This window comes from Nocardia sp. NPDC056541 (assembly GCF_042794235.1).
Lineage (GTDB): Bacteria > Actinomycetota > Actinomycetes > Mycobacteriales > Mycobacteriaceae > Nocardia.
Genome location: NZ_JBHTUD010000032.1, coordinates 1 through 23,140 on the forward strand (window position 1 = coordinate 1; position 23,140 = coordinate 23,140).

Sequence of the window (23,140 nt, forward strand, 5' to 3'; positions counted from 1 at the left end):
TTCCCCACTGCTGCCTCCCGTAGGAGTCTGGGCCGTGTCTCAGTCCCAGTGTGGCCGGTCACCCTCTCAGGTCGGCTACCCGTCGTCGCCTTGGTGAGCCGTTACCTCACCAACAAGCTGATAGGCCGCGGGCCCATCTCGCACCGATAAATCTTTCCACCACCGAACATGCATTCAGTGGTCATATCCGGTATTAGACCCAGTTTCCCAGGCTTATCCCGAAGTGCAAGGCAGATCACCCACGTGTTACTCACCCGTTCGCCGCTCGTGTACCCCGAAGGGCCTTACCGCTCGACTTGCATGTGTTAAGCACGCCGCTAGCGTTCGTCCTGAGCCAGAATCAAACTCTCCGTTGAAGACTCTCGAAACAACCCTCCGAAGAGAGCGAATCAAAATTATCTAACTAGAGTCCGAAAACCTAGCAAAGCGAACACCAGCAAAAAGATTCGCTGTTGTTCAATGTCCAACCTCCCACGACCGGGGGGTACATGAAAGATTGGAACCAATAATAATTATTGGCACTGACATTCATCGACACACTATTGAGTTCTCAAAGAACACACGCACACACTTCTACCCACAACTTCTCGGAGGGGTTTCGGTGAGGCAAGGGTTCAAACTTAGCTCAGACAACCGGCCGGAAGCAAATCCGTACCGAGTCCCTCTGAACACGCAGCCAGTCAGGCGCTCATCGTCCTACCTCGTGTCTCGGCCGCTGGGCGGCTGAGTCGGTGTCCGTGTCGCTCTGACTCGAATAAAGTTACGTGTCGCGAATTGCAATGTCAAATCCCCTAGTCAGGGGATATTTTCGCAGTGTTCATGTATGAAAGTGCGCATGGCGGAGGAACATAGCGGGAAGCGTCAGCGGTTGCGTCGCATGGCGAGAGCCGGACTTGTCGTGGCGGGTGGCCTCGCGTTGGTGACAGCTGGGGCGAACATCGCTATGTGGAGTTTGTCGTCCGGTCATAGAAGTGATGTCGCGGCCGCGCCCAGCGCACCTGTCGTGATCGTCCCGGGTGCCAAAGTCGGGACGGATGGAACTCCGATGGCCTATCTACAGGGACGTCTCGATGTGGCGATCGAGTTGGTCGAAGCGGGCAAGGCCGAGGCGATTCTGTTGTCCGGGGATGCCGGCGGCTCGTCGGGCGACGAGATCGCGTCGATGACGCGCTATCTCCTCGACCACGGCATCGACCCGGCCATCGTCCGATCCGATCGTGCCGGCCTTTCCACGCGGGAGACCTGCGAGCGAGCGAAGTCGCTGTTCGGCATCGACCGGGCGATCATCGTGAGCCAGTACCAACATCTCCCCCGCGCGGTCGCGCTGTGCCGGGCCGCGGGTATCGAGGCCGACGGGGTGGTGGCCTATTGCGAGTGCAGGCAGGTCACCGAGGCACGCAACAACGTTCGTGAATGGCTGGCAGCGCCGAAAGCCGTGGCGGAGATGCTTCTGCGCTGATAGCGCGCCGGGAGCGCAGAGAAGCGACGAACTCCCGCAATCTCGCGGGCCGTGCCGACCGAGGCACGGGAGGCGCTGTGACCAGATGGGGGAAGGCCGGCGCGGCATCAGCAGCGAGCAGGGCTGTCGCGTGAGCTCGTGCCAGCCCGACCCTGACCTCGACTTCTCGTGCCCTCCAGTCGTGCACGAGCCCGAGCTCGGCCATCGCGGTGCGGAACAGTTCGGGAGCGGCACCGCAGTCCGTCCGGGGCAGACAGGCGAGCTCTACCAATGCTGGACTGTCGAGTCCACGCGCGAGTGCCTCGGCGGCGGCCATCGACAGGTCCGCACCGTGGAGCTCACCGAGCACGAATCGGTCTGCGGCGTGGGCCAAGTCGTCCATGGTCTCAGCGTGCGCGGCACAAGGTTGATGAGTCAAAGGGTTTTCCGGGGCGGTTGTGGGCGGCGAGGTGCTCACCGCGGCGGCAGGACCAGCACCGATGTTCTCGCCACGGCAGGCGCGACCGCCGGGGTGGCGTGCTCGAGGGATCCGGATCGCGTACCGTGATCGGGGTTGTCTGCAATGATCGCCGACCGGATTGGGGTGCATCGTGGGCGGTTCCGAGCACGCCGCGCGGCTCGTGCGTTTCTGGCAAACGGTGGAGTTGTTCGGCCCGCAGCTTGTTCCCGACGTCGAGACCGGCGGACTGGTGGTCGATCTCGCGCCCGATGACCGCGCGCCATGGGAAAACCTCGCCGCGCTGCCCGCGTTGAAAACCGGGCGAGTGTGGCAGTTCGTCGTGTACGGCGGACTGTTCGAGGTGGGGCGCGCGCGGGAAGCGCTGGTGCGGACATTCGGCGAGGACCAGCTGGAGGCCGACGCCCGACGGGCCGGGACCACAGCGGCTTTCGCGGTGACGTTGACCGACGGCGGAGTGGTTGTCGAAGGCTCGGCGACGTTGTCGGGGCTGGCGTGGGCCGTGAACCGGCTGCGCGCACCAGGGCCCGGCGACGTCGGCTGGGCCGACGGATTCGACCACGACTCGGCGGCCTTCACCGCCGCGCTCGACACGCTGACGCGAGAAACTCACCCCGATGCCGAACAGATGGGTCCGGCACCGCGATGGCGTGCGCTGGACGTGGCAGGCCGCGGGGTAGCGGCTTCGGTGCTCGCGGCGGGAGCGGATGGCGTCATCTCGCCCGGTCTCGCCGGGATGTCGGCGTTGGCCTTCGCCGAACGGTTCGCCGTTCTGTCTGACGACGACGTCGTCGATGCCCCCCGATTGACCGGCCGCGACCTGCAGATCTTCACCGGTGAACTGTGTGCCGCGCTGGGCATTCGATCGGAATTGCGGGCCGGCGGTGTGCGGGTGGCGTGCATTCAGGTCGCGGCGCGCGACGCCGACAGTGACGCTGCCGAGGATCGCCTGAACAGCGGGCTCGGCACAAACCTCGCCGAGCTCGCGAAAGCGGTGGAGCGCGGCGACATCGGTGCGGCGCTGCGTGACTACCTCTCGGCGGCGGAGTCGCTGCCGATCGATGACCGGATCGATGTCCGGCGACGCCAGGACGCGGTCGTCGAGGGCCTGCTCCCCCATCTCATTCCGGACGGACGCTGGCCGGGCGATCCGCTGGTTTCCGGACAGCAGTTCGCGGTCGATCGCGCGCTGTCCGAATTGCGCGACGATGCGGGCATTTTCGCGGTGCACGGTGCGCCGGGCACCGGGACGACGACGATGCTGCGAGACCTGCTGGCCGGGATTCTGGTCGAGCGGGCCGCGCAGCTGGCGGCGTTCGACGATCCGATGGCGGTGTTCGCCGGGATCACCGAGCAGGTGCAGGTGGCGAAGAACTACACGGTGGGCGCGCACCGATTGGCGAACTGTGTGACCGGGTTCGAAGTGGTACTGGCGACCGGCAGCGATGCCACCGCGGCCGATGTGGTCGCCGAGATCCAGCATCGCGACGCGATCGATGGCGAGCTCAATCACTTCACCGACCTGGCCGAACTCGTCGGCGGCGCACCGGCGTGGGGACTGGTCGCCGCGGCACTGGGCGGGACGCGACGAACGTTCGCCGAACAGTTCTGGTTCGGGGATCGGTTCGCCACCGAACGGAAGACCGGGACACCGAACGGCGGGATGCTCGACATCCTCAAGCAGGCCGAGGCCGACCCGGATTCGATTCCCGATTGGCCGACCGCGGTGCGGGATTTCACCACGCGCCGCGCCGAGGTGCGCAGACTCGCGCAGGCGCGCCAGAACGTCGCCGACGCGGTCGCCGAGCTGCCGACCATGAACGCGGGATTGCAGTCGACGGCGGCCGAGATCGCCAACGCCGATGACGCGCACGCGCACTGGCGCGAACGTCATCAGCTGGCCACCGAGCATCTGCGGGCCGCGCAGGCCGCGCACCACCGGGCGGGCAAGTTCCTCAGCGAGCACGGCGGGCAGAAGCCGGGGTTCGTGGCATCGCTCTCGACGGGATTCCGGGCGGGACGGCGGTGGAGCGCGCGCAGCAACGAATTGCTGCGCGAACGACATATCGCCGAGGCGGACATGCGGCGGCGCCAGACCGAGGTCGAGTACACGCGGGAGCAGTGGGCGCAGGCCGCCGAGAACGGCCGCACGCTGATTCGCGAACACGTCGAGTTGACGGAGCGGCGGGCGACGGCGCTCGACGTTATCGAGCGGGGGCGCGAGAACTGGTCGCGCACCATCCCGTTCGGTGATGTGGCGGGTGACGACGAGCAGTTCCAGCTGTGCAATCCGTGGGCGGACGAGCAGTACGCGAGCGCGCGGCGCGAGCTGTTCCTGTCGGCGTTGAAGTTGCATCGTGCGTTTCTGCTCAACGCGGCCCCGCGGATTCGCGACAATCTCATCGTCGCCATCGCGTTGATCCGTGGTGAGCTCGCGGTGGAGCCGAAGCCGGAAACCGTTGCGGCGGCATGGCAGACACTGTTCTTCGCGGTGCCGATGATCACCACGACCTTCACCGCACTGCCCCGGTTGTTCGCCGGGCTGGGGTCCGAGGCCCTCGGATGGTTGTTCGTCGACGATGCCGGGCAGGCTGCGCCGCAGTCGGTGGCCGGTGGGTTGTGGCGGGCTCGGCGGGCGGTGATCGTCGGTGATCATCGTCAGCTGGGACCTGTCGGTGTGCTGCCCACTTCGGCGCAGGAAGCATTCGTACAGCAGTACGGGCTCGATGCGGAGTGGATGCCGGATCAGGCGTCGGCACGCCAGGCTGCTGATCGTGGGGTGCGGTACGGGACCTGGCTGATGCCCTCCGATTCGATCGCGCCGGTGTGGGTCGGCTCGCCGCTGCGGGTCCATCGGCGTAGTGACCGGCCGATTTTCGAGCTCACACATCACATTGCCTATGACGATGATCTGCTGGTGTTCGCCACGCCGGATCGACCGGAGTTTCCCGGGCACGATCGGTGGATCGATGTCAGATCCGCACGGGCCGAAGGTAATTGGATTCCCGGTGAAGGCGAAGCGCTCGCCGCGCTGCTCGCGCGGTTGACCGAGGACGGGGTGGCAGCGGCCGATATCCGTGTGGTCAGCCCGTTCCGCGACGTCGCCCATGGCGCGCAGGAGATCGCGCATGAGGTGCTCGGTGCGGAGTTCGCGCAGCGGCAGGTGGGCACTGTCCATGCGATGCACGGCAATTCGGCCGAGGTCGTGGTGCTGATCTTGGGGACATCGCCCGCGGCAGGTGGGTCGCGACGGTGGGCGGCGACGAATCCGAATGTGCTCAATACGGCAGTGTCGCGGGCTCGGCGGCGGGTCTACGTGATCGGCAACTACCGATTGTGGAGCAGCCAGCGCTATTTCGACGATCTCGCCAGGCGCTGGACGGTCGAGACCGAACAGCTCGCCGATCAGACCGTGAGCCGGTAGAACCGCCAGAATCCGAAGTCCTCGATCGAGAGGACTTCCACGGCGGTGAAACCTGCCTTCTCGGCGTACTCCCCCAGTTTCGCCGTGCGCATGACGGTGCCGGTGCCCGCGGAGTCGGGATGCGCCATGCCGTCGGGCAGGCAGACCAGCAGGCTGAACCCGTACATCAGGCGGTCGATATCGCTCGCCGGTGCGGTGAATTCCGGCGCGACGGCCTCATCCATGATGATCACCGCACCACCTGGACGCAGGGCTTTGCGCATCGAGGTCAGCACCTCGACCGGGTGTGGCATGTCGTGCAGGCACTCGAACGCGAACAGCGCGTCGTAGGCGGATTCGGGGAGGTCGGTGGTGGCGTCGGCGTGGTGGAAACGGACGCGATCGCCGAGGGCGGTGGCGTTTTCGGTGGCCATCCGCACCGAGGGCTGGTCGATGTCGTAGCCGTCGACCGCCAGCTCCGGGTAGGCGCGGGCGAGGGCGATCGCGGACCAGCCGCCACCTGAGCCGATATCGGCCGCCTTGGCATCGGGGCGCGACAGCAGCGCGTGGATATCAGCGACCCCGGCCAGACCCGCAGCGAGACGGTGCTCGAACCAGGGGCGGTTCATGTCCGACTGGGATTCGCGCATGTCGGCGCCGTACTCGGACCAACCGACGCCGCCGCCGTCGCGGTACGCGCGCACGAGCGCGGGCATCTGGGCGGCGGCACCGGCCAGCATACGAGCCAGTGGCGCAAGGTAATCGAGACTGCTCGGGTCGGTGAGCACCTCGGCAGCGCCGGCGGGCAGGGCGAACCGCCCGTCCGCGGCCACCGTCAGAATCCCGGTCGCCGCCTGCTGCTCGAGCCACTCCTGCGCATACCGGCGATCTCCACCCGCCCGCGCGACCAATTCACCCGCATCCGCGGGCCCACCCTCGGCCAACGCCCGATACCAGCCGAGCCGATCCCCGAGATGCACCGCCAGAATGTCGATGGTCCCGAGCGCGGCCCCGAACAACCGCTCGGCGAACTGCTCACTGGATTGCTCAGCTCCGGTCATCGGTCATCCTCCTGTTGACGCGATACGAATCGACGCCGACCCGCTGATACGGACTACGGGTCGGCTCACCGAAAGGTTCAGCAGCAGGTCAGGGTGGCTATGGCGAATCGAACAGAAGGCTGCCGGATTCGACGGTGGTGCCGACGGTGTCGGTGTAGACGGAGTCTTTTGCCGAGTCCATGACCACGACGGGACAGATGACCGAGTAGCCGGTGGCGGCGGTTTTCGTCGGGTCGAAGGTGACGATGGGGGCGCCGGCTTCTACGGTGTCGCCTTCGGTGGCGAGCAGTTCGAAGCCTTCGCCTTTGAGTTTCACGGTGTCGATGCCCAGGTGGACCAGGACGCCGACGCCGTGGCCGAAGATGACGAAGGCATGGGGGTGGAGTTTGAGGATCTTGCCTGCGATGGGGGCCGTCACCGTCAGGGTGCCGCGGGTGCGGTCTGGGTCGAGCGCGACGCCGGAACCGACGATCTGCTCGGCGAAGACCTGATCGGGGACCTCGGACAGGGCCACCACCTTGCCGGGCAGCGGCGCGATGACCGGGATGCTCACAGAATGTCCTCGATGTCGTCGGCCAGGGTGTCGGCTTCGGGGCCGACGACGACCTGCACGACCGTGCCCGACTTGAGGACACCGTGGGCGCCCGCGGCCTTGAGAGCGGCCTCGTCGACCTTGCTACCGTCCTTCACCTCGGTGCGCAACCGGGTGATGCAGGCCTCGATCTCGACGATATTGTCCGCGCCGCCCAAGCCCTGGACGATCGCTTCCGCTTTGGACATCTGTTCTCCCTTTCGGCGGTGGTTGCCAGTACCAGTATGGGAGTCTCGAATGTGCGCCACATCATATTCAGCGGTTGACATCCGACCTCCACCTGGTCAAACTGGCAACTGGTTATGACCGGACAGTACCCGTCAGGTACACCGGTTCACAACAGTTAACCCGGATCGGCGGGCAAGCCGGTCCTCCCTCGCCGAGACCGCCGCGAAGCCGGCACGAAGAAGGTCGACATGACTGCCGTTACCGACACACCCCAACAAGAATCGAAGGTGTTCGCGGGATTGCAGCGCCTCGGTCGCAGCCTCATGCTGCCGATCGCGGTGCTCCCCGCGGCGGGCATCCTGCTGCGCATCGGCCAGGACGATCTCCTCGGCCGCTTCTCCGCGCTGGAGAGCACCGCCTCGGTCATCTCGGCAGCCGGGCAGGCCGTGTTCACCTGGCTGCCGCTGATCTTCGCCGTCGGTATCGCGATCGGCTGGGCGAAGAAGGCCGACGGGTCGACAGCGCTGGCGGCGGTGGTCGGCTACATGGTGATCAACGGCGTGTTCGAAGCGATGTCACCGATCGTGCTGGAAGGGAAAACCGACCCGAAGGGCGCGCAGGCGCTGATCAACTACGGCGTTCTCGCCGGCATCGTGATGGGTCTGCTGTCGGCGATACTGTGGCAGCGGTTCTATCGCACGAAGCTGCCCGACTTCCTCGGCTTCTTCAACGGCAGGCGGCTGGTGCCGATCCTGACCGCGTTCACCGGCCTCGTCGTCGGCGTCGGCATGGCGTTCCTGTACCCGGCCTTCAACTCCGCGCTCACCTGGGTGGGCGAGACCGTTGCGGACAACTCGGTCGTCGGTGGCGGCATCTACGGCGCGGCCAACCGCCTGCTCATCCCGACCGGTTTGCACCACATCCTGAACTCCACGGTCTGGTTCCTCGTCGGCGACTACACCGACGCCTCCGGCCAGCTCGTGCGCGGTGACCTCAACCGCTTCTTCGCCGGTGATCCGACCGCGGGTACGTTCATGACGGGCTTCTTCCCGATCATGATGTTCGCGCTTCCCGCTGCCGCGCTGGCCATTTGGCGCAACGCGCGCCCGTCGCAGAAGAAGCTGGTCGGCGGCATCATGCTCTCCACCGGCCTGACCGCGTTCGTCACCGGCATCACCGAGCCGCTGGAGTTCTCCTTCATGTTCGTGGCGTGGCCGCTGTATGTGGTGCACGCGATCTTGACGGGCACATCGATGGCGCTGGTGAACGCGCTCGGTATCCACGACGGATTCACGTTCTCCGCGGGTGCGATCGATTACCTGCTGAACTTCGGCAAGGCCACCAATGCCTGGATGCTGATCCCGATCGGGCTGGGTTACGCGGTGATCTACTACGTGCTCTTCAGCTTCGTGATCAAGAAGTGGAACCTGCGCACGCCGGGTCGCGAGGCGGAAACCGATGTCGAAGCCGGTGTGCCCGACGCGGCCCTGGTCGAAGCGGAGACCGCTCTGACGGCCACGGGCGATACTCGAACCGACGCACCCTCGGTCGCCGAAGTCGAAACGAAGCTGGACAAGAAACTGGAAGGTGAGTGAGGCAATGAGCACCCGCACCGTCATCGTCGGATCCGAGGTGGGGCTGCACGCGCGGCCCGCCGCGAAACTCACGCAGGCCGTGCAGGCCGCGGGGGTGCCGGTGCGGATCTCGTTGGGAGGTGGCGAGCCGGTCGACGCGGCCAGCGTGCTCGCGGTGATGACGCTGGGCGCGGGACACGGGGCCGAGGTGACCCTGCACGCCGAGGGGGCCGACGCGGTTCTGGACCAGCTGGCCGAACTCGTCGCCTCGGATCTGGACGCCGCCTGATGCCAGAGCAGGTGATCAGTGGACTCGGAGTGAGCCCGGGCGTGGTGTGCGCGCCGTGGTTGCGGTTCGGATCGCAGCTCGAGACATCGGCGCACGATCCCGTCGGCGGCTCGGTCGCCGACGAGCTCGCCCGGGTCAAGGACGCGCTCGGTGGCGTGTCCGACGAGATGACCGCCAGGGCCGCACGGGTGAGTGGTGTTGCGGCGGAGATTCTTTCGATGTCGGCGACGATGGCCCGTGATCCGGGCATCGTCGCCGCCACGGAGAAGGAACTCGCCGCCGGGATGCCGACGGCGCACGCGGTGCACCTGGCGTTCGAGGGATTCTGCGCGAAGCTGGAAGCGCTCGGCGGGTACATGGCCGAGCGGGCGACCGATCTGCGCGATATCGGCGGGCGGACCGTGGCGGTACTGCTCGGGCTGCCGATGCCGGGGATTCCGGAGCCGGGATATCCGTTCGTGCTGGTCGCGCGCGATCTCGCACCTGCCGATACGGCGATGCTGGGTGACAGTGATGTGGTCGGGTTGCTCACCACCGAGGGTGGGCCGACCAGCCACACCGCGATTCTCGCGAAGTCCCTCGCGTTGCCGGCGGTGGTGAACTGTCCGGATACCGACCGGCTCGTCGACGGTGTGCCGGTGCTGCTCGACGGCACCACCGGTGAGGTCGTGATCGACCCGAGTCCTGAGCATCAGCAGGCAGCACTGGAACAGGCAGCGGCGGACAAGGCGCGGATCGCGGCGGCCACCGGGCCGGGACACACCGCGGATGGGACGCCGGTGCAGCTGCTGGTGAACATCGGCACCGTCGACGACGCGGCGAAGGCCGGGTCCATCGACAGTGAGGGGGTTGGCCTGTTCCGCACCGAGTTCATGTATCTCGGGAAGACGTCCGCGCCGTCGCTGGCGGAGCAGACCGCCTCGTACACAGCGGTTCTCGAACAGTTCGCCGGTCGACGAGTCGTCGTGCGGACACTCGATGCCGGGTCGGACAAACCGCTGCCGTTTCTCGATCTCGGCACCGAGGAGAATCCGGCGCTCGGTGTGCGCGGGCTGCGGATCGGCACGGTGTTCCCGGAAACTCTGGCCACGCAGCTCACGGCTCTCGCCCGTGCGGGCGAGGCCACGGGAGCCGACCTGTGGGTGATGGCGCCCATGGTCGCCACCGCGGACGAGGCTGCCGGATTCGCCGCGCTGGCAAGGGAATCCGGGCTGACCAAAGTCGGGGCGATGATCGAGATCCCGGCGGCGGCGTTGCGCGCCGCCGATCTGCTCGCGCATCTCGACTTCGTGAGCATCGGAACCAACGATCTGAGCCAGTACACGTGCGCGGTGGATCGAATGGCGGGCGGGCTCGCACAGCTGCTCGATCCGTGGCAGCCCGCGGTGCTCGATCTGATCGCGATGGTCGGTGCGGCCGGCGCGGCGGCGGGTAAATCGGTGGGGGTGTGCGGTGAGGCGGCGTCGGATCCGACGTTGACGCCGGTGCTGGTGGGGCTGGGCGTGACGAGTTTGTCGATGTCGGTGCCCGCGTTGCCCGCGGTACGGGCGGCGTTGGCCGCGGTGGATGTGCAGCAGTGCCAGGACGCGGCCGACGCGGCGTGTGCGGCACGGAATCCGCAGGTGGGGCGGGCGGCGGTCGCGGCGATCATCGGGCGGGCGTGAAAAAGGTTGTTGTGCACACGGTCCGGCCGTCGGTCGGATCGCGATGCGGTGTCCGGTGGTGGTCCGCGATCGCTGTGGTGGATGGCGTATCGGGTCGTTCAGGTGTTGGGGCCGGGCACGGCTCCGGTGATGGGGAAGGTTCGCGGTGACGGGAATCGTGCGGGGTCGTCTCGTCGGGACGGTCGAGGGTGACATCGCCGACGGCGTCGTCGAATTCCAGGACGGGCTGATCACCTGGGTCGGCGATGCGGCGAATCATCCTGCACCCGATCGGCTTCCAGCATCCAGTGATGATCTGGTGCTTCCGGGGTTGATCGATCTGCACTGTCATGGTGGGGCCGGGTTCGGGTTTCCCAATGCTGATGCGGACGGCGCTCGGGTCGCGGCGGCGCATCATCGGGCGCACGGCACCACCGGGTTGATGGGGAGCTTGGTGTCGGATCGGCCGGAGGTACTGGTCGCACAGGCGGCGATGTTGGCCGATCTCGTCGAGGACGAGGTATTGCTCGGGGTGCATCTCGAGGGCCCGTTCATCAATGCGATCCGCTGCGGGGCACAGGATCCCGCGGCGATCGTTCCCGGCGATCCCGCGTTGTTCGAGCGACTCTACGCGGCCGCCCGCGGAACGGTGCGGTCGATGACACTGGCGCCCGAGACCGCGCATTTCGATGAACTGCTGGCCGCGATGCGCCGACACGATGTGCTGCCCAGCCTCGGGCACACCGATGCCGATGCCGCGACTACCGCGGCGCGCATCGCCGAGGCCAGTGGTGGCCCTGTTACCGCCACGCACCTGTTCAACGGGATGCCCGCACTGCATCACCGCTCCCCCGGGCCGGTCGCCGCCTGTCTGGCCGCGGCCGGGCGAGGCCAGATGGTGGTCGAATTGATCGCTGACGGTGTGCATTTGGCGCCGGAGACGGTGACGATGGTATTCGATACCGTCGGCCCGGATCAGATCGCGCTGGTGTCCGATGCGATGGCGGCGGCGGGCATGAGTGACGGCGGCTATCGGCTGGGCGCCCTCGATGTTCAGGTCCACGACGGCGTTGCCCGGCTGGCCACCGATGACGGTTCGCCCGGGGCGATCGCGGGGGGCACGGCACGGCTCGTCGACGTGCTGCGCTGGACCGTCGACGTCGCGGGCATACCGCTGTCCGATGCGGTCGTCTCCGCGACTCGAACCCCTGCTCGTGTTCTCGGTCTCGAGGGCGAACGCGGCAGTCTCACCGTCGGCGCGCGTGCCGACATTCTTGTCACCGACCAGTCATTGCGGCCGCGGCGGGTGCTCGTCGCCGGAACGGAAGGAATCTGATGGAGATCGTGATCCGAGCTGACGAAAACGAAGTGGCGAGTACGGTCGCCGATATCGTCGGCGGCTATGTGCAAGTCGGCAACGCGATCCTCGGCTTGGCGACCGGGTCGTCGCCGCTGGGGAGCTATCAGGAGCTGGCGCGCCGGTACCGGGAGGGCGAGCTGGACTTCACCACCGCCAGCGCCTTCCTGCTCGACGAGTACGTCGGTTTGCCGAAAGATCATCCGCAGTCGTATTTCTCGGTCATCCGGTCGGAGTTCGTCGACCATGTGAACCTGGATCCCGCGCGGGTGCTGAGCCCGAACGGGGAGGCGGGTGACGTGGCGGGCGAGGGCCGCCGGTACGACGCGGCCATCGCCGCCGCGGGTGGGGTCGACGTGCAGTTGCTGGGGATCGGCACCGATGGGCACATCGGGTTCAACGAGCCCGGGTCGGCGCTCACCTCGCGCACGCGGGTGAAGACGCTGACCGAACAGACGCGTAAGGACAACGCGCGCTTTTTCGACGGACCGGAGGATGTGCCGCATCACGTGCTCACCCAGGGCCTCGGCACCATCAACGAGGCCGGGCACCTGGTGATGATCGCGCTCGGCGCGGGGAAGGCCGATGCGATCGCCGCCGCCGCCGAAGGACCGTTGTCGGCGTTCTGCCCGGCCTCGGTCATGCAGTGGCATCCCCACGTCACGGTGGTGATCGACGAGGCCGCGGCGAGCAAGTTGAAGCTGGCGGACTACTACAAGTACGCGCTGGCGAACAAGCCCGCCTGGCAGTCGTTCTGACGTGACCGCCCTCGAGTTCGCGGTGCAGGACGCGGCAGGCGCGCTCGGCGCTCGCCGCGCCGGGGCGGATCGGGTGGAATTGTGTGCGGCGCTGGGCAGCACGGGTGGGCTCACGCCGAGTATCGGGACGATCGAGGCTGTGGTGGGAACCGGCATCCCTGTCCATGTGCTGATCCGGTGCCGGGCCGGAGGTTTCGTGTACGCCGATGCAGCCGAGCTCGCGGTGATGAATGCTGATGCGCGCGCGGCAGTTTCGGCTGGTGCGGCCGGTCTGGTGATCGGTGCGCTCACCCCGGACCACCGGGTCGATGGCGAAGGGCTGAGTCGTGTTCTCGATGGTGTCGCTGTCGATGGCATAGAGCTGACCTTTCATCGTGGGATAGATCAGATCCGCGACCGTGCGGCCGCGCTCAACACATTGATCGCCGGTGGCATGACCCGGGTGCTCACCTCCGGTGGGGCACCCACCTGCGCCGAGGGACTCGATGAACTCGCCACAATGGTCGATCACGCGGCAGGGCGCATCCAGATCATGGCGGGTGGCGGGATCGCCGTCGGTGACATTCCGGCATTGCACCGGGCGGGCGTCGACGCCATCCATCTGTCGGCTCGACGCGTCATCAGTGATGACGGTGGACCCGGTGGCGGCGGCACCTCCGGCCACGAGCAACTGGACGAGGAGCTCGCGGTCGCCGCTGCCCGTCAACTGCTCGCGGTAGACCGGCCGAACGCCTCCGGACACCCCTCGGCCTGATGCGGGCTGCTCGCCTACTCGGCATGCGACGGGGCCCGGCCGCGATGAGACCAGTACGGGTTCGGATTCGCCCGGCCGTCAACTGCTCGTGTCAGGAGCGCTCGGCCAGAATCAATTCTGCCTCGCCAGGACCGCAGTCGAAGGCCGCTTGTACTGCCGCAACGGCTTTTTCGTGTTCGCCCACGGCTACCAACGCGTCGATATCGGCCCACTGATCGGTGGGCGGGGCTATCGACGGGTCGAGGCGGCGGTCGAGGCGTTCCCACATGCGGGCCACGGTGGGGTCGTCGGCCAGGAGTTCGCCGAGGTGGGCCTTGAAGGTGGGATGTTCGGTGCGGTACATGCCCATCCAGCTGCTGGCGGGCGGGCTGGCTTCGGCATTGGCGGTGCGGTCGGCGAGTTTGAGGATGACGGCCCTCGGATGCGCGGCGATCTTGTTGTAGGCGTTCTGGTTTCGCGCCTTGCGGTCGGGGCCGATTCCGGTGACCGCCCACACCAGGTCGAGAACTTCACGACCGAAACGCGATTCGACGTCCTCGGCGGTGACCGGGGTGTCTTCGACGACATCATGGAGCCAGGCGGCGAGGGCGAGTTCACCGCCGTAGCCGAAATCGTCGAGGACACCCCGCACGGCCGCGAGATGGGTGGCGTAGGGATGGTCGCCGTAGCGCTGATCGCCATGCGCCGCGAGGGCGAACTCCCGTGCCTCGATTTCGCGCTGATCGAACTCCATGCCGCACCCCCGTGCTCGATTGGTGATCGTGTCGAGATCGACCCTAGCCGAGGGCACCGACAGGTTTCCCGGATCAGTGGGGGGCGACCGGTTTCAGCGCGGTGAGGATGCCCGTTTGGTCGCGGCTCTGGGTATAGCTGAGATCGGTGAAGCCGACGGCCTCGACCCGAACGGTGTAGTGGCGGATATCGGCATCGGCGAACGGATCGCCACCGCGACCGAAGAACGGTACGAGGACTGTCCGCATCCGAGGGGAGGGGGACGCGTCGGCGAGCAGAAGCCGTCCGCCCGGCCGCAACACCCGCCACATTTCGGCGATCGCGGCGTCACGCTGCGACTCGGGGATGTGGTGCATGACGAAAGTGCACGTGACCACGTCGAATTCGGCATCGGGCAGGGGCAGCGACTGCGCCGGTCCGACCACGTAGCGATGATGAGTGGCACGATCTCGGTCGCGGTTGTCGGCGACCGCCGTGGCGGAGGGATCGACACCGACGGCGGCACCGTTCGGACCGACCGCTCTGCCGAGCCCGCGCACGAGTTTGCCGGGCCCGCAACCGATATCGAGTGCACGCGAACCCCGACGCGCACCGGAGAGCGTGATGAATTCGGCGAGCAGACGACGGTGCCTGCCCAGGAAGAACACCGTGGTGAAGAGGTTGTAGCGGCGCAGGCCCGCGATGACCAGACCGGTGCCTGCGTCGTCGACGAACATGGGGGTGAGAAGCTGATTTCGGGACATGAGTTCATCCTCGGGCGCTGCCGCGCACGTCACCAGGAGCAGAATCGCCGGAAGTGTCCGTTATCGAACAGATCCGGGGAAACCGTGCAGGAGGAAGCGATGGCCGAGCACCCTGATCGCCGGGTTCGACGCACCAGGGACACGCTGCACAAAGCGCTGATCGAGCTGATGATCGAGCGCGGCTACGACAAGGTGACCGTGAGCGACATCATCGGCCGCGCCGACGTGGGGCGATCCTCCTTCTACGCGCACTACCGCGACAAGGACGACCTGCTGCTGGTGAGCTGCACCGAGTTCCTGCGCCGCGAGATCATCCGCACGACGACACCGGGTTCTCCGCTCGCGCCGCTGCGCGTGATGTTCCATCTCGCCGCGCAGTACCCCGAGGTGTATCGCCCGCTGATCGGGCCGAAGGCCACCGCCACCGTCGTGCGCGCCTATCGGCAGTGTGTCGCCGACCTGGTCGGTGAGCTCCTCGGTGAGCAGCCGGCGGGCACGATCGAGTTCCTGTCGTGGGCATTGCTCGGCGTGCTGGGTCCGGTGATCGAGCCGACCGCGCCGACACCACCGGTCCAGGCGTGGCAGCGGTTCGAAACGCTCGCGCTGTACGGGCTCACTGGCTCCGGCGGCCCAGGTCCGGCCACGGCGGACGACGCAGAATCGCCAGCGCCGCGATGACCCCGGTGAGCAGGCCGATCCATTCGCCGAGCTGAGCGATGCGATTGGCGTCCATCGCGGGCGTCCAGTGCGCGCGCCCTTCGTGGACGACGAACACACCGACCGGACGAGGGTGCCGCAGCGGACCACCACCGCGCGAGACGGTGATGACCGTAGCGCCGCCGGAAGTGTCGATCGGCTCGCCGAACACGATCGGCGGCTCGGTCACCAGCTGTTCGACGCGATCTCTGATCGTCATCGCCATCCTGTCTCCTCGTCTGGCATTGCCGTCGAACATACGCGCACCGCGTATCCGGCGCCGAGGTTCGTTCCGCGCGGCGCGCCGCCGATCGCCGGAGCGAGTCGCACAGCGAATTGCGTTGTCACCCATTCCTTTCCGAATCGGCTGCCAGCCGAGTAATCCCGGCACGCATCGCTTCGGGAATGCGCTGCCGATCAGCTGCCATGATGGATGGGTCATAGCCGTGGCGAAAGGTGCACCGATGTCAGAGCAGACGCTGTCGACACAGTGGTCACGATCGCTGGGGCTGCGGGTGCCGCTGGTGAACGCGCCGATGGGCGGCGCGGCAGGCGGACGGCTCGCGGCGGCGGTGAGCGCGGCGGGCGGGCTCGGGATGATCGGCATGGGCAGTGCGGGATCGGTGGCGGCGTTGCGCCGCGAACTGGATGTCGCGGGAGCACCGGACGGGATCGGGCTGGTCGACTGGGTCCGCGCCCGCGAAACCGGGCTGCTCGAGGCTGCGATCGCCGCGGGTCCACGGATTATCTCGGTCAGTTTCGGCGCTGATTTCTCCTGGGTACCCCAGGTGCGGGCGGCGGGCATCCTCGCCGTCACCCAGGTGTACGACGCACCGGGCGCCCACCGCGCGCAGGACGCGGGGATCGACATTCTGGTGGCGCGCGGCAGCGAAGGTGGCGGCCACGGCGCCGACCGATTGGCCTTGCTGCCGCTGCTCGACGCCGTCCTCGACATCGCGACCGTCCCGGTCCTGGCTGCCGGTGGCATCGGCTCCGGGCGCACGCTCGCGGCCGTGCTCGCGGCGGGAGCGGCGGGAGCTTGGCTCGGGACCTGCCTGGCCGCCGCGGAAGAATCTCTGCTGCCAGAATCCGCCCGCCTCGCGATGCTCGCCGCCGATTCCAGCAGCACCACCGTCACCACCGCGTTCGACGAGGCACTCGATCTGCCCTGGCCACCGATCTATCCGGCGCGCGTCCTGCGCAACGAGTTCACGGATCCGTGGTCGCGGCTCGAGGGCGACGACGTGCCCGATTCCGACCGCCTTCGCGCGGCGATCGCGGACGACGATCCTCGGCTCGCACCGGTGGATGCGGGTCAGGGTGTCGGATTGGTGACCCATATCGAGCCTGCGGCGGCCATCCTCGACCGACTCTGCGGGGACGCCGCCGAACTGCTGGCGTCACGCCACGGGTAAGGCTGGTTGCGACCGGGCGAGCGGTCGGCCATTGCGAAAATATGTAGACCAGTCTAGTTTTAGCGGGTGGGCAAAAAGGGAGCCGAAACGCGGTGCAAGTTGATCAGGGCGACGCGGTCGCTGATCGAGTCGCACGGATACTTCGGCGCCGGACTCAACCAGATCGTGCAGGAGAGCGGTGCGCCACGCGGGTCGCTGTACTTCCATTTCCCGGGCGGTAAGGACGAATTGGTGGCGGCGGCGCTCGCCGAGAGCGGCACCGACATCGCGGCGATCATCCGCACGGTCGAGGCGACGGACGCGCGAGATTTCGCGCGGAAGATGGTGAACCTGCTGGGCGATCAGCTGGAAGCGTCGGACTGGACCGTCGGGTGCCCGGTGGCGGCCGTCGCGTTGGACACCGCGTCGACCAACGATGCTGTGCAGCAGGCTTGTTCGGCGACCTATCGACTCTGGGAGGAGGCGATCCGGGAACGATTGATCGGATTCGGCCACCCCGAACCCGAACGGATCACCACGGTCGCGCTCGCACTGATCGAAGGCGGGCTGGTGCTGGCCCGCACCCACCGTTCCCGCCAACCACTTCAGCACCTCGCCGACACCATCGACATGCTGATCTGAGCCGTTCCCGACCCGCAGCTCGCGTCATATCCTGAAAATATGTAAATCGGTCTACTGAAAGTAGGACACCATGGCACACACCGACTCCGTCGTTTTCGGCGCCGCCGGGTTCATCGGCCGCTCCCTGGTCGCCGAATTACTGCGAAACGGGAACACCGTCACCGCCGCACTGCGTGCGGGCAGTCAGGATCGGCTGCGGACCTGGCTCCACGGGCAGCGTGTCGACACCGCCGGTTTGACCATCACCACCACCGATATCGGCGAACCGGATCTCGCGCTGGGCGACACCGTCGAAGGGGTGCGTGATGTGTACAACGCGGCCGCGTTGATGAAGTTCGGGCTGGATGCGCAGGTGGCGCGGCGGGTCAACCTCGACGGGGCGGTGCACGTGCTGGAATGGGCCGCACGGCAACCGGATCTGCGGCGCGTCGTCCACATCACCGGCTATCGCGCGGCCGACGACGGGGGCGAGCAGGACTACGGCAACGGCGCGTACGAGGCGTCGAAGGTCGAGGCCGATGCCCTGCTGCGGCGGCTCGCGGCCGAGCGCGACATCCCGCTGACCATGGCGAATCCTGCCGGAGTGCTCGGACCCGGCCAGTACTTCGGGCTCTCCGACATCATCGACAATCTCTGGCAGGGCCGGTTGCCCGCGTTGCCGGGCTCGGCCGATACCTTCGTTCCGGTGGTCGATCTCGACTACGTGGCCCGGTTCATCGTGGGACTGCCCACGCACGCCGATACGGTCGGCAAGTCGTATCCGCTGCTGGATGCCGCGACTCCCGTACTGCCCGAACTGATTCGGCTCGTCGCCGACCATCTGCACGTCGGCGCGCCGCGCTTCACGCTGCCGACCGCGCTGGTTCGTCGATTGCCCAGGGCAGTGACCCACGCCGATCCCGAAGCGCTGTCCTTTCTCAGCAGCGATCGGTACGACACCAGCCGAAGCGACGCCATCGCACAGCGTCTCGGCATCAGCCATCCGCCGGTCGACGAACTGCTGCGCACCTACGCCGACGGGATCGTCGCCGGCCGCAACGGCACCGTCGCACCCACACCGAAATCCGGATTCCGTGACGGGACCTGGTTGGTCGGCGAGCGAACCGACCCGGAATATGTGCTGTTGCACGGGATTCCGCTCGACAGCGAATCATGGTCCGACGTGGTGCGGGAGTTGGATGCCCCTACCCTGGCGGCCGACCTTCCCGGGCTCGGGCGCTCGGCGGTGTCCGCGCAGTCGGCCGGCGACTGGATGGAGGAACTGATGGCGCCGGTGCGGACGCGACCGATCATCGTCGGTCATTCGTTGGGCTCTCGGGCCGCAATCGAATTCGCGCTGCGCCATCCCGATCGGGTGTCACGGCTGGTACTGATCGCGCCCGCTTTCCTCCAGCAGCCCGCCTCCCGGCTGACGGGTTCGCCCCTCGCCGCCGAGGTCGTCAAGCGGATGTCCGCCGCGACAGTGGCCGCACGACTGGGCATTCCGGAGGGTCCTGCCATTACCTCCGCTCTCGCGGCTCTGCGACGACCTGGCGTTGCCCAGCGCACGTGGGCGGCCCTGCGCGCCGCCGGTGCTTCCCGAGACGAACTCGCCGCGAAGCTGACCCGGGTCACCGTTCCGGTCGACATCATCGTCGGTTCGGACGACCCACTGGTCGAGCCGACCGATCGGCCGGTCACCACGATCGCCGGCACCGGCCACTATCCGCACCTGACCCATCCGGATCTCATCGCGCGTGCCCTGCGCGGCGAATCGGTCTCTGCTGCACCGCAAGACCACCCGACGAGCAGCAGCCGCTAGTTGGGCCGACAGCCAGATCGGTCCGCGACGCTCACCCGGCCGGAGCCGTGAGTTCGATCCGGAGTGCGGGGTCGTTCACCATCTCCGGCTGGAGTGCGATGGTTTCCTCGGTTCGCCACCGTGCGTGCCAGATGGGGACGCCGCCGGGGAGATTCAGTTCCCGCGGGGTGGTGAGCAGGGGTAGGTCGAGGCGGGCCGAAGCGACGGTAACGGCGGCGTTCGTCGGCGTGTGCGACCATACGTCGTCGACCGCGTTGGTGATCCGGACGCCGAGTCGGTGGCCGGTGGCCAGGCGGGCATCCTGCCAGAGCAGCCGGATCCCGGATTCCGAGCGGACCGGGGCGATACCGCGGGTGATGACGGTGGCGCGTCCGTCGGGGGCGATGTCGTAGAGCTCCAGTGCGACAGTCGCTTCCGGCGGGCCGCTGAGGGTCAGCGCGGCAGTGGCGCGGCCCGCGAGGTGTACGGGCTCGGCGACCGGGGCCGAGATCGACCAGATTTCCCGGTCCGCGCCGGGCAACAGACCACGATCGCTGTAGCTGCCGGTGCGCAATGCGATGGCTGTGCGCTGGGCGTCAGTAGGCGGCCAGGCGGGTTCACCGCGCCACCCACCATCGAACTGGCCTACGGTCACCGGTGGTCCGGGTACCTCGACATCGGCGCCCGCCACGTGTTTGTCCAGGAATGCGTAGAGCTCCGAGGCGAAGTGGGGTGTGCCGCACTTCTCGCGGCAGTCCGAGTGGCCCCACTGGCCGAACCAGGCGCGGTGTTCGCCGGGGCCTCTGGCTTCCCATGCCTCGATGATGCGGTCGGCACGGGTATTGGAGTCGAGGAAGCTCTGGCCGAGGAACATCGGGGTGGTGTTGCCGCGGACGGCCTCGACCATGTCGCGCTCGCGCCAGTCCGGGTTGGCGCCGTTATGGTCGGTGGTGAGAGCGAGGTAGCGGGCTGCGCAGTCCTGGGTCATCTGGACGGCATTGGCTTTGTACTCGTCGCCGTCGTCGGGGTGAGCGGGGGTCGAGGCGATGGCCAGGTGTTCCGCGCCCGCGGTGTCGGCGGGGCGGATACCGTCCTCGGTCAACGGTTTTCCGCCGAACTTCCACGCCGTGCCCTGCATGTAGAGGTAGGAGTACGGATCGACGACCGGTTCGAACGCCGCCACCGCCACGAGCCCCTTCGGCTTCGCGGCCAGCGCCATCATCCCGGTCCATCCCTCATAGGACGTGCCGACCACGCCGACCCGCCCCGTCGACCACGGCCTGCTCGCCGCCCACTCCACCGCCGCCGCCACATCCGACCGCTCCCCCGGGCCGCCGAAATCCGGGCACCCGTTGGACCCACCGAATCCGCGCAGATCGACGATCACATACGTGTACCCGGCCCGCAGCGCCCACTCGACCGGCAAGTTGTCGGTCGAGGGCCCACCACCCGGGCGAGGCTGGGACAGGTATGCCAGATGCGCCCGGTACGGACTGGCCGTCAGCAGCACCGGAGTCCGCGCGTCGGCGGCCACACCCGGCGGCCGAAGGATATCGGCGTGCAGCCGCGTGCCGTCAGGGGCGGTCAAATACTCCTGCGTCCACGTGAACGCCACGTTCACCGGTTCCGCCGTCGCCGGCGCCACCATCCCGAGCACCAACGCCACACCGGCCACCGCCCGCGCCACCACAACACCCAATCGCACCCCCGGACTATTGCCGGTCCCCGCCTCGCCGTCCAGCCCCGATAATCCGGGGCGTGTCGCCGATCAGCGATCCGCCCGGGCATCCAGCTCGGCGAGCAACTCCAGACTGTCGCCGTAGAGAGCGTGCTGCACCCGTTCGTCATAGGACGCGGCCGAGGACCGGACCGGTGTGCGGCGCACCAGATACTGACCGGTGATTCCCTCCCGGTCAGGTGCCGCGACCAGCCATGCGAGATCCGCGCCGGACCCACGCGGCGTGCGAACTCCAGGGAGTACGACAAGGGCGCGAGCGATCGTCTTCCAGCCCAGCCGCTGGACGGCACTCGCGTTCCTGGCCAATCCGGTTCCAGGCATCAGGCCCGGGTCGAACGCGTTCACTGTGATGTCGCGTGGGGCCAACTCGCGAGCGAGGTGATAGGCGGTCTGGAGGTTCGCCAACTTCGAGGTGGTGTAGCGGCGGCGACCGTCGCGCTGTGCCGATTCGGTCGGTGGCGGCGGATAGGCGAGTTCGCGGGCGGTGGCGCGCAGTGGGTGCGGCATCCCGGTGAACTGGTCGGGATCATGAGTTCCCGAGGACACCACGATGATTCGCGCGGGTGCGGTGAAGTGGGCGAGCAGGTCGATGACGAGGCCGAGGTGGCCGAGGTGGTTGGTGGCGAACGTCGCCTCCATGCCGTCGGAGGTAAGGGTCCGGCCGGTGAATTGAACGCCCGCGTTGCACACCAGGCCGGACAGCGGTGGTAGGTCCGCGGCGACGAGTTCGGCGACGAACCCACCGACCGACGGGCGCGAGGACAGGTCGAGTGCCATGCCGTGCGCGCCGATCGCCGCGGCCAGTTCCCGAGTTCGCGTCGCGTCGCGACCGGTGATCACCACCGTGTTGCGCGGGTCGAGGGCGAGGTTCCTGGCGCATTCGTAGCCGAGTCCGCTCGTGCCGCCGGTGATCACGATAGTTCTGTCACTTGATGTCATATGGCACAGTCTGCCAGATTGTGGAGTCGTGCGACACTGTCTCGATGTCGCTGCGGGAACTCAAACGGGAACGGACCAGGCAGTCCATCGTCGACACCGCGTTCCGCCTGTTCGCCGAACGAGGCTTCGACCGCGTCACTGTCGCCGAGATCGCGGCGGCCGCGGAAGTCGGCACCCGCACCCTGCACCGCTACTTCACCAGCAAAGAAGAGCTCGTCTTCCCCGAAGACGATGACCTGCGTGCCGACCTGGCCCGACTCCTCGCCGAACGCCCAGAGGGCGAACACCCCGAAACCACCCTCGCCGTCGTCATCACCCCGCTGATCAGCAGATTCGGCGGCGAACAACTCGCACAGGCGCGCACTCGCGACGCCCTGATCACCAGCACGCCGGCGCTACAAGCCCGCGACCTGGCCAAACAGGCCGCCGTGGAAAAGCTCATCGAACACCACCTGGCCCGCCGACTCGGTGTTGCTGTCGACAGCGACGTGCGGCCGGCCCTGTGGGCGAAGATCGGGATGGCGTGCTTCTTCTCCGCGTACCGAGTCTGGCTCCATGAAGGCGGCGACCTCGCTCAATACCTGATCGATGCCCGCACGGCGTTGGCCGAATCCGTTCCCCGACGCACGTGATGCGCCTCGTTGTGCTTGACCGGTACTCCCGTAGCGGTCGGTAGTGCGGACCCGTGCTGCGCCCACGAACCGGTCCTGCGCTGGATCGATGAGCGTCTGGCAGGGCAGGCCGCGCCGGACGGTTGCTCGACGCGCACGGTGACGTCCATGTCGCTCGGTGGTGCCTAGCGCGCGGTCGGGACTACGAGTCGGCACCTCCGGCCGGATACAGACGAGTCCGGCCCCGCCCGGTTCTCGGGGCGGGGGGGGGGGTAACCCTGACCGGCGGGCGGGACCGGGCGGTCAGGCGCCGGGCCCCCCGGGCGGGGGACAACGCGGAGTTGATCTCG

The 23,140-nt window shown here is 67.5% G+C and carries 21 protein-coding genes and 1 rRNA gene; 13 read left to right on the plus strand and 9 right to left on the minus strand.

Going from position 1 to position 23,140, the window contains the following annotated elements; all coding sequences use genetic code 11:
• A 16S ribosomal RNA gene (locus ACFQ9R_RS32975) occupies nt 1-356 on the minus strand; the annotation flags it as partial.
• Between the two features lie 467 nt (nt 357-823).
• On the opposite strand from ACFQ9R_RS32975, the gene ACFQ9R_RS32980 reads away from it, so the two are divergent.
• Both ACFQ9R_RS32980 and ACFQ9R_RS32985 read left to right on the plus strand, forming a co-directional pair.
• A complete protein-coding gene (locus ACFQ9R_RS32980) occupies nt 824-1,459 on the plus strand; it encodes a vancomycin high temperature exclusion protein (protein WP_378996461.1) in 636 nt (211 codons plus the stop codon).
• A 590-nt stretch (nt 1,460-2,049) separates the two neighbouring features.
• A complete protein-coding gene (locus ACFQ9R_RS32985; RefSeq protein ID WP_378996463.1) occupies nt 2,050-5,340 on the plus strand; it encodes a DEAD/DEAH box helicase in 3,291 nt (1,096 codons plus the stop codon).
• Here the strand turns inward: ACFQ9R_RS32985 and ACFQ9R_RS32990 are convergent.
• From ACFQ9R_RS32990 to ACFQ9R_RS33000, 3 genes are all read right to left on the minus strand, one after another.
• Entirely contained in the window at nt 5,322-6,380 is a 1,059-nt protein-coding gene (locus ACFQ9R_RS32990; protein ID WP_378996465.1) for a class I SAM-dependent methyltransferase, read from the minus strand. The two genes, ACFQ9R_RS32985 and ACFQ9R_RS32990, sit on opposite strands and share 19 nt — an antisense overlap.
• Before the next feature lie 97 nt (nt 6,381-6,477).
• The gene (locus ACFQ9R_RS32995) at nt 6,478-6,933 is read right to left on the minus strand and encodes a PTS glucose transporter subunit IIA (protein ID WP_378996467.1); all 456 of its coding nucleotides are present in this window, start codon (nt 6,931-6,933) and stop codon (nt 6,478-6,480) included.
• A complete protein-coding gene (locus ACFQ9R_RS33000) occupies nt 6,930-7,160 on the minus strand; it encodes a glucose PTS transporter subunit EIIB (protein WP_101469146.1) in 231 nt (76 codons plus the stop codon). The genes ACFQ9R_RS32995 and ACFQ9R_RS33000 overlap by 4 nt, the downstream gene beginning before the upstream one ends.
• A 228-nt stretch (nt 7,161-7,388) precedes the next feature.
• Between ACFQ9R_RS33000 and ACFQ9R_RS33005 the strand changes: the two genes are divergently transcribed.
• The 6 genes from ACFQ9R_RS33005 (at nt 7,389) to ACFQ9R_RS33030 (ending at nt 13,515) form a co-directional block, all read left to right on the plus strand.
• A complete protein-coding gene (locus tag ACFQ9R_RS33005; RefSeq protein WP_378996470.1) occupies nt 7,389-8,735 on the plus strand; it encodes a PTS transporter subunit EIIC in 1,347 nt (448 codons plus the stop codon).
• Between the two features lie 4 nt (nt 8,736-8,739).
• The gene (locus ACFQ9R_RS33010; RefSeq protein WP_378996472.1) at nt 8,740-9,003 is read left to right on the plus strand and encodes an HPr family phosphocarrier protein; all 264 of its coding nucleotides are present in this window, start codon (nt 8,740-8,742) and stop codon (nt 9,001-9,003) included.
• Nucleotides 9,003-10,667, plus strand: a complete 1,665-nt coding sequence (gene ptsP, locus ACFQ9R_RS33015; protein ID WP_378996474.1) for a phosphoenolpyruvate--protein phosphotransferase — start codon at nt 9,003-9,005, stop codon at nt 10,665-10,667. The genes ACFQ9R_RS33010 and ptsP overlap by 1 nt, the downstream gene beginning before the upstream one ends.
• A 145-nt stretch (nt 10,668-10,812) precedes the next feature.
• The gene (locus ACFQ9R_RS33020; RefSeq protein ID WP_378996476.1) at nt 10,813-11,982 is read left to right on the plus strand and encodes an N-acetylglucosamine-6-phosphate deacetylase; all 1,170 of its coding nucleotides are present in this window, start codon (nt 10,813-10,815) and stop codon (nt 11,980-11,982) included.
• A complete protein-coding gene (nagB, locus tag ACFQ9R_RS33025; protein WP_378996479.1) occupies nt 11,982-12,761 on the plus strand; it encodes a glucosamine-6-phosphate deaminase in 780 nt (259 codons plus the stop codon). Before ACFQ9R_RS33020 ends, nagB begins: the two co-directional genes overlap by 1 nt.
• Nucleotide 12,762: 1 nt before the next feature.
• Nucleotides 12,763-13,515, plus strand: coding sequence for a copper homeostasis protein CutC (locus tag ACFQ9R_RS33030; RefSeq protein ID WP_378996481.1), 753 nt, complete (start codon nt 12,763-12,765; stop codon nt 13,513-13,515).
• A gap of 91 nt (nt 13,516-13,606) precedes the next feature.
• Here the strand turns inward: ACFQ9R_RS33030 and ACFQ9R_RS33035 are convergent, their stop codons facing one another.
• Both ACFQ9R_RS33035 and ACFQ9R_RS33040 read right to left on the minus strand, forming a co-directional pair.
• Nucleotides 13,607-14,248, minus strand: coding sequence for an HD domain-containing protein (locus tag ACFQ9R_RS33035; protein ID WP_378996484.1), 642 nt, complete (start codon nt 14,246-14,248; stop codon nt 13,607-13,609).
• 73 nt (nt 14,249-14,321) lie between these two features.
• Nucleotides 14,322-14,990 (minus strand): class I SAM-dependent methyltransferase, encoded by a 669-nt coding sequence (locus ACFQ9R_RS33040; RefSeq protein ID WP_378996486.1) that lies wholly within the window; start codon nt 14,988-14,990, stop codon nt 14,322-14,324.
• Between the two features lie 99 nt (nt 14,991-15,089).
• Between ACFQ9R_RS33040 and ACFQ9R_RS33045 the strand changes: the two genes are divergently transcribed.
• Nucleotides 15,090-15,668, plus strand: a complete 579-nt coding sequence (locus ACFQ9R_RS33045; protein ID WP_378996488.1) for a TetR/AcrR family transcriptional regulator — start codon at nt 15,090-15,092, stop codon at nt 15,666-15,668.
• Here the strand turns inward: ACFQ9R_RS33045 and ACFQ9R_RS33050 are convergent.
• Nucleotides 15,604-15,906 (minus strand): hypothetical protein, encoded by a 303-nt coding sequence (locus tag ACFQ9R_RS33050; protein WP_378996490.1) that lies wholly within the window; start codon nt 15,904-15,906, stop codon nt 15,604-15,606. The two genes, ACFQ9R_RS33045 and ACFQ9R_RS33050, sit on opposite strands and share 65 nt — an antisense overlap.
• 244 nt (nt 15,907-16,150) lie before the next feature.
• Between ACFQ9R_RS33050 and ACFQ9R_RS33055 the strand changes: the two genes are divergently transcribed.
• The 3 genes from ACFQ9R_RS33055 (at nt 16,151) to ACFQ9R_RS33065 (ending at nt 19,523) form a co-directional block, all read left to right on the plus strand.
• The gene (locus ACFQ9R_RS33055; protein WP_378996492.1) at nt 16,151-17,101 is read left to right on the plus strand and encodes an NAD(P)H-dependent flavin oxidoreductase; all 951 of its coding nucleotides are present in this window, start codon (nt 16,151-16,153) and stop codon (nt 17,099-17,101) included.
• Nucleotides 17,102-17,167: 66 nt separating this feature from the next.
• Nucleotides 17,168-17,722, plus strand: coding sequence for a TetR/AcrR family transcriptional regulator (locus ACFQ9R_RS33060; protein ID WP_378996494.1), 555 nt, complete (start codon nt 17,168-17,170; stop codon nt 17,720-17,722).
• 70 nt (nt 17,723-17,792) lie between these two features.
• Nucleotides 17,793-19,523 (plus strand): alpha/beta fold hydrolase, encoded by a 1,731-nt coding sequence (locus ACFQ9R_RS33065; RefSeq protein WP_378996496.1) that lies wholly within the window; start codon nt 17,793-17,795, stop codon nt 19,521-19,523.
• Nucleotides 19,524-19,554: 31 nt separating this feature from the next.
• Here the strand turns inward: ACFQ9R_RS33065 and ACFQ9R_RS33070 are convergent, their stop codons facing one another.
• Nucleotides 19,555-21,207 (minus strand): CocE/NonD family hydrolase, encoded by a 1,653-nt coding sequence (locus ACFQ9R_RS33070; protein ID WP_378996498.1) that lies wholly within the window; start codon nt 21,205-21,207, stop codon nt 19,555-19,557.
• Between the two features lie 63 nt (nt 21,208-21,270).
• Entirely contained in the window at nt 21,271-22,179 is a 909-nt protein-coding gene (locus ACFQ9R_RS33075) for an SDR family NAD(P)-dependent oxidoreductase (protein ID WP_378996500.1), read from the minus strand.
• A gap of 44 nt (nt 22,180-22,223) precedes the next feature.
• On the opposite strand from ACFQ9R_RS33075, the gene ACFQ9R_RS33080 reads away from it, so the two are divergent.
• Entirely contained in the window at nt 22,224-22,811 is a 588-nt protein-coding gene (locus tag ACFQ9R_RS33080; protein WP_378996503.1) for a TetR family transcriptional regulator, read from the plus strand.
• Nucleotides 22,812-23,140: the final 329 nt, after the last annotated feature.

Coding starts and splice junctions, on each gene's coding strand:
- ACFQ9R_RS33005 (WP_378996470.1), top strand. CDS start 7,389: ATGACTGCCGTTACCGACACACCCCAACAAGAATCGAAGGTGTTCGCG.
- ACFQ9R_RS33055 (WP_378996492.1), top strand. CDS start 16,151: ATGTCAGAGCAGACGCTGTCGACACAGTGGTCACGATCGCTGGGGCTG.
- nagB (WP_378996479.1), top strand. CDS start 11,982: ATGGAGATCGTGATCCGAGCTGACGAAAACGAAGTGGCGAGTACGGTC.
- ACFQ9R_RS32990 (WP_378996465.1), bottom strand. CDS start 6,380: ATGACCGGAGCTGAGCAATCCAGTGAGCAGTTCGCCGAGCGGTTGTTC.
- ACFQ9R_RS33075 (WP_378996500.1), bottom strand. CDS start 22,179: ATGACATCAAGTGACAGAACTATCGTGATCACCGGCGGCACGAGCGGA.
- ACFQ9R_RS33050 (WP_378996490.1), bottom strand. CDS start 15,906: ATGACGATCAGAGATCGCGTCGAACAGCTGGTGACCGAGCCGCCGATC.
- ACFQ9R_RS33080 (WP_378996503.1), top strand. CDS start 22,224: ATGTCGCTGCGGGAACTCAAACGGGAACGGACCAGGCAGTCCATCGTC.
- ACFQ9R_RS33065 (WP_378996496.1), top strand. CDS start 17,793: ATGGCACACACCGACTCCGTCGTTTTCGGCGCCGCCGGGTTCATCGGC.
- ACFQ9R_RS33045 (WP_378996488.1), top strand. CDS start 15,090: ATGGCCGAGCACCCTGATCGCCGGGTTCGACGCACCAGGGACACGCTG.
- ACFQ9R_RS32980 (WP_378996461.1), top strand. CDS start 824: ATGAAAGTGCGCATGGCGGAGGAACATAGCGGGAAGCGTCAGCGGTTG.
- ACFQ9R_RS33035 (WP_378996484.1), bottom strand. CDS start 14,248: ATGGAGTTCGATCAGCGCGAAATCGAGGCACGGGAGTTCGCCCTCGCG.
- ACFQ9R_RS33040 (WP_378996486.1), bottom strand. CDS start 14,990: ATGTCCCGAAATCAGCTTCTCACCCCCATGTTCGTCGACGACGCAGGC.
- ACFQ9R_RS33000 (WP_101469146.1), bottom strand. CDS start 7,160: ATGTCCAAAGCGGAAGCGATCGTCCAGGGCTTGGGCGGCGCGGACAAT.
- ACFQ9R_RS33010 (WP_378996472.1), top strand. CDS start 8,740: ATGAGCACCCGCACCGTCATCGTCGGATCCGAGGTGGGGCTGCACGCG.
- ptsP (WP_378996474.1), top strand. CDS start 9,003: ATGCCAGAGCAGGTGATCAGTGGACTCGGAGTGAGCCCGGGCGTGGTG.